This is a genomic window from Yinghuangia sp. YIM S09857 (assembly GCF_051388915.1).
In the GTDB taxonomy this organism is placed as follows: Bacteria; Actinomycetota; Actinomycetes; order Streptomycetales; family Streptomycetaceae; genus Yinghuangia.
This window is the reverse complement of record NZ_JBPKBH010000025.1, coordinates 1-13,940: the sequence shown is the minus strand read 5'-3', so window position 1 is coordinate 13,940 and position 13,940 is coordinate 1. Positions and strand designations below refer to the sequence as shown.

At 71.9% G+C, this 13,940-nt stretch carries 13 protein-coding genes; 5 read left to right on the top strand and 8 right to left on the bottom strand.

Going from position 1 to position 13,940, the window contains the following annotated elements; translation table 11 throughout:
* Nucleotides 1–64: 64 nt before the first annotated feature.
* Nucleotides 65–967 (top strand): hypothetical protein, encoded by a 903-nt coding sequence (locus ACRX5S_RS35405; protein ID WP_436777329.1) that lies wholly within the window; start codon nt 65–67, stop codon nt 965–967.
* Between the two features lie 78 nt (nt 968–1,045).
* Nucleotides 1,046–1,660, top strand: a complete 615-nt coding sequence (locus ACRX5S_RS35400; RefSeq protein ID WP_436777328.1) for a hypothetical protein — start codon at nt 1,046–1,048, stop codon at nt 1,658–1,660.
* Here the strand turns inward: ACRX5S_RS35400 and ACRX5S_RS35395 are convergent.
* On the bottom strand, nt 1,650–3,008 hold the full coding sequence (locus ACRX5S_RS35395) for a tetratricopeptide repeat protein (RefSeq protein ID WP_436777327.1): 1,359 nt from the start codon (nt 3,006–3,008) through the stop codon (nt 1,650–1,652). The two genes, ACRX5S_RS35400 and ACRX5S_RS35395, sit on opposite strands and share 11 nt — an antisense overlap.
* 186 nt (nt 3,009–3,194) lie before the next feature.
* Between ACRX5S_RS35395 and ACRX5S_RS35390 the strand changes: the two genes are divergently transcribed.
* A complete protein-coding gene (locus ACRX5S_RS35390; RefSeq protein WP_436777326.1) occupies nt 3,195–4,601 on the top strand; it encodes a WD40 repeat domain-containing protein in 1,407 nt (468 codons plus the stop codon).
* A gap of 103 nt (nt 4,602–4,704) precedes the next feature.
* Here ACRX5S_RS35390 and fdxA read toward each other — a convergent pair whose 3' ends face one another.
* A complete protein-coding gene (fdxA, locus tag ACRX5S_RS35385) occupies nt 4,705–5,031 on the bottom strand; it encodes a ferredoxin (protein ID WP_436777325.1) in 327 nt (108 codons plus the stop codon).
* Between the two features lie 95 nt (nt 5,032–5,126).
* Between fdxA and soxR the strand changes: the two genes are divergently transcribed.
* Nucleotides 5,127–5,591: a redox-sensitive transcriptional activator SoxR gene (gene soxR / locus ACRX5S_RS35380; RefSeq protein WP_436777324.1), complete on the top strand. Its 465-nt coding sequence runs from the start codon at nt 5,127–5,129 to the stop codon at nt 5,589–5,591.
* A 211-nt stretch (nt 5,592–5,802) separates the two neighbouring features.
* Nucleotides 5,803–6,372 (top strand): hypothetical protein, encoded by a 570-nt coding sequence (locus tag ACRX5S_RS35375; protein WP_436777323.1) that lies wholly within the window; start codon nt 5,803–5,805, stop codon nt 6,370–6,372.
* Between the two features lie 223 nt (nt 6,373–6,595).
* On the opposite strand, the gene ACRX5S_RS35370 is transcribed toward ACRX5S_RS35375, so the two are convergent.
* From ACRX5S_RS35370 to ACRX5S_RS35345, 6 genes are all read right to left on the bottom strand, one after another.
* Nucleotides 6,596–7,291 (bottom strand): CTP synthase C-terminal region-related (seleno)protein, encoded by a 696-nt coding sequence (locus ACRX5S_RS35370; protein ID WP_436777322.1) that lies wholly within the window; start codon nt 7,289–7,291, stop codon nt 6,596–6,598.
* Between the two features lie 89 nt (nt 7,292–7,380).
* On the bottom strand, nt 7,381–7,848 hold the full coding sequence (locus ACRX5S_RS35365) for an SDR family oxidoreductase (protein WP_436777321.1): 468 nt from the start codon (nt 7,846–7,848) through the stop codon (nt 7,381–7,383).
* Between the two features lie 207 nt (nt 7,849–8,055).
* On the bottom strand, nt 8,056–8,805 hold the full coding sequence (locus tag ACRX5S_RS35360) for an SDR family NAD(P)-dependent oxidoreductase (RefSeq protein ID WP_436777320.1): 750 nt from the start codon (nt 8,803–8,805) through the stop codon (nt 8,056–8,058).
* A gap of 435 nt (nt 8,806–9,240) precedes the next feature.
* Nucleotides 9,241–11,964 carry an ATP-binding protein gene (locus tag ACRX5S_RS35355; RefSeq protein ID WP_436777319.1) on the bottom strand — a complete coding sequence of 908 codons (2,724 nt, stop codon included), beginning with the start codon at nt 11,962–11,964 and terminating at the stop codon, nt 9,241–9,243.
* A gap of 406 nt (nt 11,965–12,370) precedes the next feature.
* Complete coding sequence (locus tag ACRX5S_RS35350) at nt 12,371–13,570, bottom strand: thiolase family protein (RefSeq protein WP_436777318.1); 1,200 nt, start codon at nt 13,568–13,570, stop codon at nt 12,371–12,373.
* 56 nt (nt 13,571–13,626) lie between these two features.
* Nucleotides 13,627–13,940 (bottom strand): Zn-ribbon domain-containing OB-fold protein (locus tag ACRX5S_RS35345; protein WP_436777317.1); only part of this gene is annotated, 314 nt, incomplete at its 5' end.

Genomic DNA, 13,940 nt, shown 5'->3' with positions numbered 1-13,940 from the left:
GTCCCCGCCGGTCCCCGGAACCGGCGGGGACGCACCCGGCCACCTACGGGATGGAGGTCACCTGATGTCCGAACGCGCGGGCGGTACCGACTCCGGCGGCGGCCGCGTCAGGCGCCGGAGGTACTGCGCGCATTCCGGACCGGATGGTCGCCGCTGCGCCCGCTGCCGGACCGTCCTGCTCTGGAAGGTCCGGCTGTCCATCGTCGGACTGGCAGTCGCAGCAGCCGCGTTGGCGGCACTGAGCGCGGGAACGGCACGGGCACTGAGCGGCTACACGGACGAGGACCGCGCGTACCGCGACGCACGCCCGTGCGCCGAACCCGCCGACGGGAACCGCGAGCACCGCGATTGCCTGAGGACCGTGTCGGCGGTCGTGCGCGCGGTGATCGACGTCGGTGGCAAAAATCCCCGGCACGAACTCCTGCTTGAAAGCGATGAGTTCGCGAATCGGCGCGTGCCGGTCGGCGGCTCCGGCGCCCTGATCGACAGTGTCTCCCGGGGCGACGCCGTCACAGTGACCATGTGGCGCGACCGCGTCGTGGAAGTGCATGCTGCCGGGCGCAGCGAGGTCACACGCGACACCCCGAACCACGACGCGACGGGCGCTGTCGTCGTGATCGGCCTGACGGTCCCGCTGATCCCCGTCGCGGTACGCCTCGCAGCCTGGCTCCTGCGCCACCGCCGCGCGGTCGTCGCCGACGAGGTCAACCCGGTGTTGTACGCCTGGGGCCCGCTCGACGCCGGACTGGCTGCCGCTGCCCTCGGCGCACTGACCGGCGGGCTGACCGCGCCAATGTTCGCTCTCGGTAAGGGAGTTCCCGCACGTGCCACTGCCGCCGCAGTCCTCGGCGCCCTCGCGTTCGTCGCCGCCGGAGCGGCGGCCCGGTCCCTGACGCCGTCGTTGCGCCGGCGCGACGCGGCCCGAACCGGGAAGTCGCCCGCTACAGACGGAAGTTCAGAGGGCTGAACGTCCGGCATCGCGATGGCCGGCCACTCACCCACTCGGAGAAGGGGGTGCCACGTGCGTACAGGCGGCAGGAAAGCGGTGCGCCGTCGTGGCAGCGTCAAAGGGCTGCTGATCGCCTTCGTGGTCTGCCTCCCGGTGGCCTGGCTCTTCGTCCAGCTCACCCTTGACGTGCCGGTCCGCAGCGTGAAGGCCGTCGCCGCCGCGAACGACCACTACGGCGAGCGCGGCACGGTCACCGTCACACACCGCAAGGTCGTCAACGACAGCAGCGGCCGGAAGCGGCACTGCCACGGCGAGTTCCGCCCGCGAGGCGGGGGAACGGTCGTACCCGATGTCCGCGTCCGCATGAGCGGCGACTGCACTGTCGGACGCACGCTCGACGCCCGGCTGCTGCGCCAGGACGACAGTTGGCTGATCCCGCAGAAAGACCCCGTCGCGTACGCCGGGTCCGGTGCGGGCGAGGCGATCACCGTCGGTGTGTTCATCGGCCTGTTCTGCCTGATCGTGGGCGCGCCCTTCGTCGCGGCGGCGGTGGGGATCCCGGTCCTCGTGGTCGCGGAGCTATGGCACCGCCGTCGAGGGCTTGCCGAGCCACAACTACCGTCACCGCAACCGCCGTCATCGCAACCACCGTCACCGCCGACACCGACACCGACGCCGACATCGACACCGCCGGACGACCTCACGCCGTGAGCAACGCCACCACCCGTGAAGCCATTTCCAAACCGGAGCCGTGGGCGGTCGGATCGGCCGCCGCCAGCTCCCGGTAGATCTCCTCGCCCTTCCGGGCCTTCTTCAGCGCGGCGTCGGGTTGGTCCAGCTTCCCCAGGATCGACGCGAGGTTGATCAGGGAGTCGGCGAGGTGGTGGCGGTACGCCGCGGGAAGGCTCCGGCTCAGGCGCGCTCTGATCTCCACCGCCTCCTCCGTGACGGCGCGCGCCTGCGCGAGCTGGTCCACGTCCCGCAGCACAAGGCCCAGGTTGTTCAACGACGCGGACAGGTCCCCTTCGTGGAGCGCGGGGTTCGTCCGAGCCAGATCGCGGCGCAGACGCACCGACTCCTGGGCCGGCTGCACCGCCTGGCCGGACTGTCCGGCCTCCCAGCGCCGCAGGCCGAGATTGCTCAGAGAGCGGGCCAATTGGGGCGTGTGCGCGGACGGATTCGCGGCCGCGAGCCGTCGGTCCGTGGCCACGGCCTCCTGCGTGACCGACAGCGCTTCGCTCCGACTCCCCAGATCCGCAAGGACGTTGCCGAGGTTGCTCAGCGAGATCGCGAGCAGGTCCAGGTACCCGCCGGGGTTCGATCGGGCCAACGGCCGCCGGATCTCCACCGCTTCGCGTGAAGGCGCCAGCGACTCCCGGAAGCGGCCCATCTCACGCAACAGGTTGCCCAGGTTGTTGAGGGATATCGCCAGGTCCGGTACCGCCGAGGGGTCGCGTGCGACCTGCCGCCGCCGCATGGCCAGCGCCTCCTGGGCCACGGGCAGCGCCTCGCCGAGCATGCCGAGGTCCATGTAGCGGTTCCCGAGGTCGTTCAGCGCGGACGCGAGATCGAACTCCAGGTCGTCGCTGGGGTTTTCGGCGACGACCTGGCGGTACAGCGCGGCGGCTTCGCGCGCGGTGTCGAGCGCCTTCGGCGCCAGACCGAGCCGCGCCTGATAGAGACTGAGATAGCTCAACGACACCGCGACGCTCGGCGTGTACGTCGCCGGATCGGCCTGCGCGAGCCGCCGATAGGCCGCCAGCGACTCGCTCATCGCCGACCCGGCGGCGCGCCACGCGGAGCCCTGCGCGTGCAGCAGGCCGAGCTGGTGCGCGGCCATCGCCAGATCGGGTACGAACGCCGGGTTCGTACGGGCTAGTTCGCGGCACTCGTCAGCAACTCGCCCGGCCGGGACCACCGCCTCGGTGTGCCGTCCCTCCGCCATCAACCGCTGCGCCTGCCGCCAATCGGCCTGAATCCGGTTGCTCTGCTCGGAGTTCACGCACGAACCCTGCCACACTTCGCCGTCCCCGCCCATGAGATGGGCGGGACCGGCCATCGCCCCGTCCTCACCGAGGTCACCGGGCCCGGTCCTTCGCCGTCCCCCGTACGCGTCGCACCGCCGTGACTGGTCGTCCCCCGTACGCGGCCCAGGTCGCGTCCGATGGACCACCGCCCCTGCCGCGTCGGCGCGCTGTGCCACGATCGTGCGTCGTCCCTGGAAGCCCCCCGACGAGAGACGGCGATGTCGACCGATATCTACGGTGTTCGCGTGCTGGACGTCGACCCGAAGGAACTCCGCGTCCGCTTCACAGTGTTCGCGGTCTACTACGACACCGGGAGCCGGTCCCACCCGCCGGTGCCGGGCGACCCCGGATACTTCTTCTTCCTGCTCTGGGAGGCTGCGCGGTGGGGGCGGGACGGGGGTGAACACGGAGCCCTTGCAAGGATGTTCAGCGTCGACACCATGCTCGACTACGCCTGGCTCGACGCGAACGCCCGCCGGTTCGTCCCGCGCGTCGAACGCATCGCCTCCCGCAACCACCCGCCGACCGCCGCCCAGTGGGAGCGTCTGCACGACTTCTACTACCTGCGCGACGGGGGCTGGAAGGACGAGGACCTTCTGGTGCAGTTCGACTACGACGTGTGGGTCACCGACGAGAGGTGCATCGAAACGCTCGCCCCCGGCAAAACCTGGGCCTCGACGATCTTCCCGATGCACGGCGACACCTGGACCGCCGCCGACGCCCCGCACATCCCCGACCTGGCCGAACCGGTCCACCGCATCAGCCCGTTCGCCGGCAAGAAGGGCGAGTTCAAGTACCAGGACATCCGGAACCTGGCCTTCTCCGACGACGGGAAGTACCTTGCGGCGAACACCGGGAAGGGCCTGGTGTGGGTGTATGACACCGCCGACTGGTCGGAGGTCGCGCACACGAGCGCCGGCGACTGGAGCGTCGCGATGCCGATGTGGGTGCCGGGCGAGCACGTGGTGACCCTCAAGTCGTACAGCAAGCTGAGCGACCCGAAGCCCGAGCGGCAGTGGGCGTTCGACGTCCGCACGGGACAAGAGACCACGGCGAGTTACCAGTCCGGGCACCAGCGGTCGCACGACGGCGTCCACCGGGTCACCCCGAACGGCGGCAAGCTGGGCGGCTACGACCTGCACGCGACCGACACCCTGCCGCAGCGGACCATCGTGCACGCCGGCAAGTGGGACCCGATCCAGTCCAAGGCCTTCTCGGCGGACGGCTCACGGCTGTTCCTCGGCGCGCAACAGGACCTGTATGTCGTCGACCCACAGTCCGCGGAGGTCGTCGACAAGGTCGCGGACGCCTCCGAGCGGCTCTTCGAGATCGCGGCGAGCCCGGACGGGTCGTACCTGGCCGCCGCGTCGTTGAGTCGCAAACTCGGCTACCTCGGGCCGTTCGACGGGCGCCGCCCGCACGAACTGTGCGTCTGGCGGATGGCCGACCGCCGGATCATCCTCGGCCGCCAGATGGAGACGTTCGTCACCGCCCTCGCCTGGTCACCGGACGGGCGCCACCTCGTCGCCGTACTGGAGCCGTGCGACGGGAATTTCGGCCTCGCCCACTCCGAACTGGCCGTCTTCCGCATGGGACCGGAGACCCCGCCCTTCCCGTTCGAGTAACCCACCTCCGAGAAGGCGAACCGACCCTGAACGGACGTCAGGACCGGTTCGCCTTCGGCGGCGGCCGCTCGTCACCGGCGACCGAGGTCTCGGAGCGACGGGGTCAGACGGTGGGGGCTCGGGGCGGGAGAGCGGCGACCGTGGGGTGATCCCGCCCGGTGTTGCCGATTTTGGCGCTGCCGCCGGGGGTGCCCAAGTCGGTGCAGAAGTCGGCGTTGGCGATGGTGTAGTCCTGCCACTCTTCGGGGACGTCGTCCTCGAAGTAGATCGCCTCGACCGGGCAGACCGGCTCGCAGCCTCCGCAGTCGGTGCATTCGTCGGGGTGGATGTAAAGCATCCGTTCGCCCTCGTAGATGCAATCGACGGGACATTCCTCCACGCAGGCCTTGTCCTTGATGTCCACGCAGGGCGACGCGATCACGAATGTCATCGAACTGCCTTCCTCTCCAGGTCAATTGCCGGATTCGGGGTTGACGCAGCCGACCGTAGGACCTCAAGTAACCTTGAGGTCAAGGGAGGTCGCGAATGGCGAGGCGGCGTTCGGGTGAGGTGCGGGCGAGGCCCGATGACTGGCTGACCATCGGGGAGGTGAGTGCCCGGACGGGTGCGGCTGTTTCAGCGCTGCGGTTCTACGAGGAGCTGGGGCTGATCGCGTCGGAGCGCGACGACCGCAACCAGCGTCGCTTCCCGCGCCACATGTTGCGCCGCGTCGCGCTCATCTCGGTGGCGAAGCGGATCGGCATTCCGTTGCAGGATCTCCGGGACGCCTTCGCGGACGTGCCGCTCGACCGGCCGCCCAGTCACCAGGAGTGGCAGCGCGCGTCGCGCGGCTGGAAGCGGCGGCTGGAGGAGCGCCGGCTGACGATCGAGCGACTGGAGGCAGAGCTGACCGGGTGCATCGGCTGCGGATGCCTCTCGATGAAGGCGTGCGCGCTGCTCAACCCGGGCGACACGCTCGCCGGGGAGGGAGTCGGGCCGCGGCGGTTGTGAGTGCCCCTCGTCCGAATCGTTGTGCGAATTCGCCGTCCGTGCAAGGGTGCGCCAAGATGGTTGGTGGGGGCTTTGGGCCCGGGGGATCCACGATCAGGGGTGAGCGACGCATGAAGCGGCGGTATCGGACGTCGTGAGGGGCGTGCAGAGGACGGCATCCATACCCGCGACCCGGGCGGCACGCGGCCTACGGGGCCGACGAGGTCGGCGGGTGGTCGCCGGGGTCGCGGCGGCGTGCGTGGTGGCCTTGGCCGGGTGTTCGGACGACGGTGGCGGCGAGGGCGGCGATACCGCGCCCGGCGGCCCCGGGCTTCCCGAACGGATCGGTGCGGCGGAGCGGATCGACGCCTGGGACGGGGCGACGCCCAACAATCCGCCGGACACGACGCTCGCGAGCGATCCCGCGGTGGACGACCAGGGGGCCGCGTACCGGCTGGTCCAGGAGATGGAGTTCCTCGGATACACCGACACCCGTGACTGGCAAGGCGGTTACTACTACGACGAGGCACCGGCCGCGGGTCGGCCCGGCTATCTGATGGTGATCATCGCCTCCGCCGGGAAGATGCCGGCCAATGTGCTGGTCCAAAGGGTCGTCGCGGGGGCGGAGGACGAGCCGAATCCGCCCGACACCGGCGAGGCGTTCGGCGGGACGTACAGCTGCACGGCCAGTTCGTGCCTGTGGGCCGACGACAACTACCTCGTCAACATCCTCACCGACGGCCTCGACCCCGCGGCAATTCGCACACTGATCAACCAAATTCGCACCGGCGCGCCGACCTGAGGACTCGACGTCCACCAACTGTGTTGCGCAAGGCCATGAGCGAGGCCGATGTCCCGATGCGCTCACGGTGCCTGGACACCGCGCCTCGCGGCGTTGCGGGCGTAGGAGGGCCGTCAAGTCCCGGCGGGCGAGTGCGACCGAGCACGAGCGTCGGGCCCGCGCCGTGCGATGCACGGCACCGGACACCGGGAACCGGCAAACCTCCCCGGCCGCGGCACCGGCGTCACAGGGCGGCGCGCAGGAGGTAGGTGACGAGCGGGTGCGGCGCGTCCGGGCGCGACCGGGCCTGCGGGACGAACAGCGTGGCGATGTAGTAGGGGTGGTCCGGGAGTTCGAGCACGCGCGGCTCGCCGTCGCCGTCCACGCCCGTGATGGCGAACCCGCCCTCGTGCAGGGTCGTCTGGCGGGCCGGGTCGATGCCGAAGTTGCAGTAATACCGCTCCTCGGTCCCGGTGGTGCCGTAGACGGCGGCCACGCGTGAGCCGGGGGTGAGTGCGACCGGCATCGTCCGGCCGACCAGGGAGCAGGTCAGCTCGGACACGAACAGCGTTGAGGCATAAGGGTCGTACTCCGCGTGCCCGGCGTCCTCGTACCCGAGCACGTTCCGCGCGTACTCCAGCACCATGTGCTGGCAGCCGCCGCACGTGCCCAGTGTCGGAACGCCCTTCTCCCGGCCGTACCGCAGCGCCGCAACCGCGCCCGCGAGGCTGCGGTACGGGCTGCCCGGTGCGCACCACAGAACATCCGCCCACGCGATCTCCGACACGTCGGACTCCAGCGACCCGGTGCCGAACCATCGGACCTTGAGCCCGATGCCGAGGGCCGCGGCCGAGTGCAGGAGCGCGGCGTCGGTGGCGGCGTGGGTGGGCGAGGAGGCGTCATGGTCGCCGATGACCGCGACGTTCAGGATCCGCTTCATGCCGCCACTATTCACGCCGCATGCCGGTTCGCGCCAAGGTGATTTGCCGCGTCGATCGTGAGCACGGGCTCATGTCCCCCGCATCAGGGCTACTCACCGGCCCAGATGGTGCGTCCGCCGTCGACGGTGATGGTCTGCCCGGTGATGTACGAGGCGGCCGGCGACGCGAGGAACGCCACTACCGGCGCGATCTCGTCCGGCCCCGCGATGCGGTCCAGGGGGATGCGCGCGCGGATTGCGGCCAACTCCTCCTCGGTCGCCTCGTGCCAGGGAGCGGTGAACACCCTGCCGAGCGAGATGGCGTTGACCCGCTCCATGTCCTCCCGGCGCGCGACCTCGCGGATGTACGCCAGGATCTCCGGCTGCGCCGCGAACCGCTCCGTCCAGTGCCACTCCTGGTCGAGGTCCGGCCGGTAGGACACCGAGTAGAAGAGACTGGGCGCGTCGCAGCGCGCCCCGGGGTAGCGGTTCCAGAACCGCGTGCCGCCGACCCCGGAACCGCGCGCCAGGACACGGGCGCGCAGCCCGAGCCCGCGCATCGCGTGCAACTGGTACATGCTGGCGAATCCGCCCCGACGATCAGCGCGTCGACTTCGTCGGCCCGTTCCCCTGCCATGAGTTCGCCCCTCCGCCGGGTAGCTGACGTTTTATCAAGGGCCCCCGGAACTTCCAACCTCGTGCGCGGCGGGGGCGCGGCAGGGACCGCGGCAGGGATCGGCGGTGGGGATCGGCGGTGGGGATCGGCGGTGGGGATCGCCGCGGCGTCAGCCGTAGCAGGCGCCGAAGGAGATGTTGACCTGCGTCGACGCGATGCTGCGGCCGTGTTCCGAGGCCACGAACGCGGCGACCCTGCCCACGTCGGCCGTCGTCGCGGCGCGCTTGAGCGGGGACGCGTCGACGAGACCCTGCCGGGCCGGCGCCATCTCCGGCGTGTCCGGGAAGCTGTCGACGATGCCGCCGGTCAGCAGCGTCACGGTTCGCACGCCGTGCGGCGCCAGCTCGGCCGCCCACTGCTTGCGCAGCGACTCGACGGCGTCCATGCCCACCTGCACGCTGCCCATCCCGGGCAGGGTGTTCGCGTGGTCCGAACCGCCGAAGAACAGCAGCACCCCGGACTCCTGCCGGACCATGTGCCGGGCGGCGGCCTTGGTGGTGGTCAGGTGCGTGGTCAGCGCCTTGCCGACGGCCGCGGCGAAGTCCACGGTCGAAATGTCGGCCAGCGGCTGGAAGATCGCGTCCTGGGCGATCAGGTTGACCGAGATGTCCACGCTGCCGGACTTCTCGGCGACGGCGTCGATGTGGTCGTTCACGGCGGCCGCGTCCAGGACGTCGACCACGGCCGTCTCGGCCTGGCCGCCCGCCGCGCGGACGCGGTCGGCGACCGCCTCCAGCGTGGCGGGGGTCCGCCCGACCAGGAACACCCGCGCGCCCTCGGCGGCGAAGCCCTCGGCCATCGCGCCGCCGATCGTGCCGCCGCCTCCGTAGATCACGGCGGTCTTGTTCTCCAGCAACATCTGCTGCCCCTTTCGTTGTCGGAAACGCTAGGTAAAGGCCACGGCCGCGCACATCGGCTACATGACTGGTGTGCCAACGACTGATGGAGGGGCGGGGTAAGTCGGTCGGGGGGAGGCGGTGGGTCTTTTGTAGGTCGGGGAGCGGTCGATGGTCGGTCGGTCACGGGGGGGATGGCAGGTCGGCGGTGGGTCGGCGGCGGTGCGGTCGCTGGTCGGTGGTCTGCGACAGCAGGTCGGAGGCGGGCTGGGGGCAGGCCGCTCGTGGGTCGGATGCCGGTGGATCGCAGGCGAGTTGCGGGTGGGTGGTTGGGCCGCGACAGACCAGTGGTCAGCCGGTGATCGGCGGGTGATCGGTCGGTCCGCGGTTCGGTGGTGGCTGGTCTCGGACGCGCACAGGCCGGTCGCGGGAGAACGGCCCCGTGTCGCGACCGACCGTCAGTCGAGTCCGAGTTGCGCCAGTTCGATCCGCCGCGTCACGCCGAGTTTCGGGTACGCCCGATAGAGGTGGTGGCCGATCGTCCGCGGGCTCAGGAAGAGCTGCGCGCCGATCTCCTTGTTGCTCAGTCCGGCCGCCGCCAGGCGGACGACCTGCAACTCCTGCGGCGTCAGGTTCCTCAGCGGGTCCCCGGCGACCGGCTCGGCCGCCGGGCGCTCGCCCAGCGCCGTCAGTTCGCTTCTCGCACGCGCCTCCCACCGCGTCGCGCCCATGTGCGTGAACCCGCCCAGGGCGGCGTCCAGTTCAGCGCGCGCCTCGCCGCGGCGGCGCCTGCGGCGCAGCCATTCGCCGTACAGCAGCCGCGTCCGGGCCTCGTCGAAGCGGTCGCCGCGCGCGGCGTGCAGGTCGAGGGCCGCGCGATAGTGCTCCTCGGAGTCCCGCAGCATCGCCTCGCAGCGGTGCAGCAGCGCGGTCGCGGTGGGGCTGTCCACGTGCGAGGCCCAGCGTTCCAACGTGGTGAACTCCCCGGCGATCCGGTCGGGGCCGCCGTCGCGGACCGCCGCCTCGACCAGGTCGGCGACGGCACGGACGATGAAGTCGTGCCGGGCCGGCCCCGTACACACGGCGTACAGCGTGTCGAACGCCGCCCGGTACCGGCCGGCCGCGAGATCGAGCAGCCCGAGGCCCCAGCGTGCCAGCGCGGTGGCGACCGCGTGCCGGTCGGCGAGCACCGGCAGGATCTCGGCGGCCAGTTCGCGGCACCGAGCCTCGTCGCCCGTCACCGCGGCCAGCCATACGGACGTCGCCCGCAGTACCGCGACCTCCACGTCCATCCCGAACTCGGTGCTCAGCGCCACCCCCTCGGCCAGGCTCGTCCGCGCGGTCAGGAAGTCGCCGCGCAGCGCGTGCGCCAGCGCGGCGATCTCCTGCGCGTACGGGATCCACGTCAACGCCCCGCCGGCCCGCACCTCCGCGAGCAACCGGTCCATCGCCTCGATCGCCGCCCGGTCCTCGGCCAGCATCAGCGCGCTGAACCCGGCGACGATCCTGGGCATGAGCCCGGCGTCCGCCTCGCGGCCCGTGCGGACGACGGCGCGCAGCGGTTCGACGGCGTTCTCCGGCTTCCCGTCCAGCAGGTCCGCCCAGCGCATCTGCGCGTCGGCGGCCGTCCGCATGCCGGAACCGGACGGCAGCCGCAGCTCGCTCATCAGCCGCCCGCCTTCGGCGACCAGGGCGAGCGCGCCCGCGTCCCGGCCGGCGCAGATCATCTCGGTCAGCATGACGACCGCGCGCTCCGGGTCGTGGTCCATCACCAGGCGCGCCGCCTCGCACGCGAGCGTGGCGTCGGCCTCGGGGGAGGTCCGCTCGTACTCGATCTGCCCGCGCAGCAGCGTCGCCTCGGCGATGAGACCGGGATCGGCGGTGAGGGACGCGACCTCGACGGCCAGGCGCGCCGCGCGGTCGGGCTTGCCCGCGTCGTACGCGGCAGCCGCCGCCTTCGCGATGCGGCGCGCCTTGCGCCCGGGGTCCGTGCTCAGGCGGCCCGCGCGGTCGTACGCGGCGGACACCGCCATCGCCCCGCCGCGGCGTTCCGCCCGCAGCGCGGTCCGCTCCAGCTCGGCGGCCACCGCCTCGTCCGGCTCGGTGGTGGCCGCGGCGAGGTGCCAGGCCCGGCGGTCGAGGACGTCGGGGGCGGTCAGCGCCTCGGCGAACGCGCGGTGCACCGCGAGCCGTCGGTGGTGCGCGGCGCACTGGTAGGCGGCGGCGCGGACGAGCGGGTGCCGGAACGCGAGTTCTCCGTCCGTGACATGGATCAGCCCGGCGCGCTCCGCGGCCTCCAGGTCGGACGTGTCCGCCCCGACCGCGCGGGCGACGCGCAGCACGGTGTCCATGCCGGCGAAACGGTCGGCCGCGGCGACCAGCAGGATGGCCTGGGACGCCGCGGGAAGGCCGGCGATCTGCGCGCGGAACGCCTCCTGCACGCGCCGCGCGACCGGCAGCGGACCTACCTCGTGCGCGGGCTCGGCGCGGCCCTCGCGCTGCGCGGCCAGGCGTGCCGCGCCGAGTTCGAGCAGCGCCAGCGGGTTGCCCTTGGCCTCCTCCAGGACCCGCGCGCGGATCGGGGCGGTCAGCCCGGGGCTGTGCCGGTCGAGCAGTCCGGCGGCGGCGTCCGCGGTCAGGCCCGGCAGCCGCAGCTCCTCGATCCGGGCGGTGGGGAACGGCACGGCGGTGTCGCGGACCGCGAACAGCATCGCGACCGGGTCCGCCTGGAAGCGCCGGGCCGCGAAGAGCAGGGCGTCCGACGACCCACGGTCCAGCCACTGTGCGTCGTCCACCACACACAGCAGTGGCTGCTCGGCGGCAAGTTCGGCGATCAGCGTCAGGGTCGCGGCGCCGATCAGGAAGGGGTTGGCGGCCGTGTCGTCGGTGAGTCCGAACGCGCCGCGAAGCGCGGCAGCCTGCGGGTCGGGCAGCAGGTCGAGCCGGTCCAGGTACGGGTAGAGCAACAGGTGGAGGGCGCCGAACGCCAACTCCGCCTCGGACTCGATCCCGACACCCCGCAGCACGCGCATCCCGCGGGCCGCGGCCACGGTGTGGTCCAGCAGCGCCGACTTGCCGATGCCCGCCTCGCCCCGGATCACCAGCGTCGCACTGCGGCCGGCCGCCGCCTGCGCCAACAGCCGCTCGACGTGGTCCCGTTCCCCATCCCGGCCGACCAACATGGCTCGAAAGCCTACTGTCCTACGCTGTCGCGGGTCGGGCGGCGAAGGGGCCGAGGGCAGCGGTCCGGGTGGGAGCTCGGACGGGGGCGGGGCGGGAGCGGGGGAGCAGCGGGAGCGGGGGAGCGGCGGCAAGGCACAGGCCGGGACGGGCGGGGTATGCGCGGGCAAGCGGGCGGGAATGCATGCGCGGCAGGTGTGGCCGCGTTCGTCGGCCCAATGCGCCCGCTCGGAACCTGCCTGCAAGGCAAGCCGCGGGCCATGCGCGCACCCACGGGGCGAAGGCGCCGACGGGTGGGTCCACATCGGCCGGGCGGGGCCGTGCCGCCGGTGAATGTTCGGCACGTTCCCGCTCGGCCGCCCCAGGCCGGACAGTCCGCCCACCGGCCGGATGGTCTGATCCGAAGAGCTACTTCTGGAGAATGTGCACCGCCGCGCTCGACCCCAACCCGATCACATGTGTGAGCCCGACGCGCGCCCCGTCGATCTGCCGGTCGCCCGCCTCGCCCCGCAGATGCGTCGCGACCTCGTAGATGTTGGCGATGCCGGTCGCGCCGATCGGGTGGCCCTTGGACTGCAACCCGCCGGAGACGTTGACGGGCAGGCGGCCGTCGCGCCAGGGGGCGCCGGAGTCGAGGAAGTCCGCGGCGCCGCCGGGCTCGCAGAGCATCAGGTTGTCGTAGTGCAGGAGCTCGGCGGTCGCGAAGCAGTCGTGCAGCTCGACGAGGTCGAGGTCCTCGGGCCCGATGCCCGCCTTCTCGTACGCCGCGGCGGCGGCGTTGCGCGTGCACGTGGACACGTCCGGCAGAACCTGCCCGCCCGGCACGTACGGGTCGCTGGTCATCACCGACGCCGAGATCTTGACCGCGCGCTCGCGCACCGTCTGCGGCAGGGTCGCGAGCCGCGCCGAGGAGCACAGCACGACCGCGGCCGCGCCGTCGGTGTTCGCCGAGCACATCAGCGAGGTGTTCGGGTACGAGATCATCGGCGCGCCCTTGATCTCGTCGAGCGAGAACCGCTTGCGGTACTGCGCGAGCGGGTTCAACTCCGAATGCGCGTGGTTCTTCTCGCTGATCTTGTAGAAGTGCTCCACCGACGCCTGCGGGTTGGCGTTGAGGTACGCCATCCCCGCCTGCGCGAACACGCTCGGCATCGTCTGCGACCCGAGGACGCCCTCGGTCGGCATGACGTGCCCGTCGCGGCCGGTCGGCGTGAACTCGGTCTTCGCCCCGGCAGGCCGGGCCGCGGCGCCCAGCAGGCCCATGCCGGAGGTCTTCTCCACGCCGACCGCGAGGCCGAGTTCGGATTCGCCCGCGAGGATCGACAGGTGCACGGTGCGCAGCGCGGTGGCTCCTGTGGCGCACGCGTTGGCGACGTTGTAGACGGGGATGCCCGTCTGCCCTATCTGCTTCTGCAACTGCTGGCCGAGACCCGCGCCCGCGTTGAAGAGCGAGCCGGCGGCGAGGATGTCCATGTCGGCGATGGCGGTGCCGGAGTCGGCCAGCGCGGACAGGGCCGCCTCTGCCGCCAGGTCGAGCACGTCGAGGCTGTCGTGGCGGGCGAAGCGCGTCATGGACGCGCCGATGACCCACACGTGGTCGGAGGCCATGTCGTTCCTTTCGGGGCGGGTGGTGCGGGGGTGCCGGGTCGGGCGGGTGCGAGGGTTCAGTCGCGCGGCGTGAAGGCGTACGCGACGGCTTCGACGCCGTTGTCGTCGGTGCCCGCCACGAAGGTGGTGAGTCGGACGCCCATGCCGAGCGCGACGTGCTCCGGGTCGGGGTCGACGCCCACGACGTTGCCCTGCACGGTCTGTCCGCCGTCCAGCTTCACGATGGCGGACACGAACGGCACCGCCACGCCGGGCGCCGCCCGGTGCACGATGGTGAACGCGGCGATCTCGCCGTCCGTGCCGAGCAGGAGTTCGCCGAACTCCGTGCCGCCGCAGGACGCGCAGGCGTTGCGGCGGGTCAGGAAGTCGG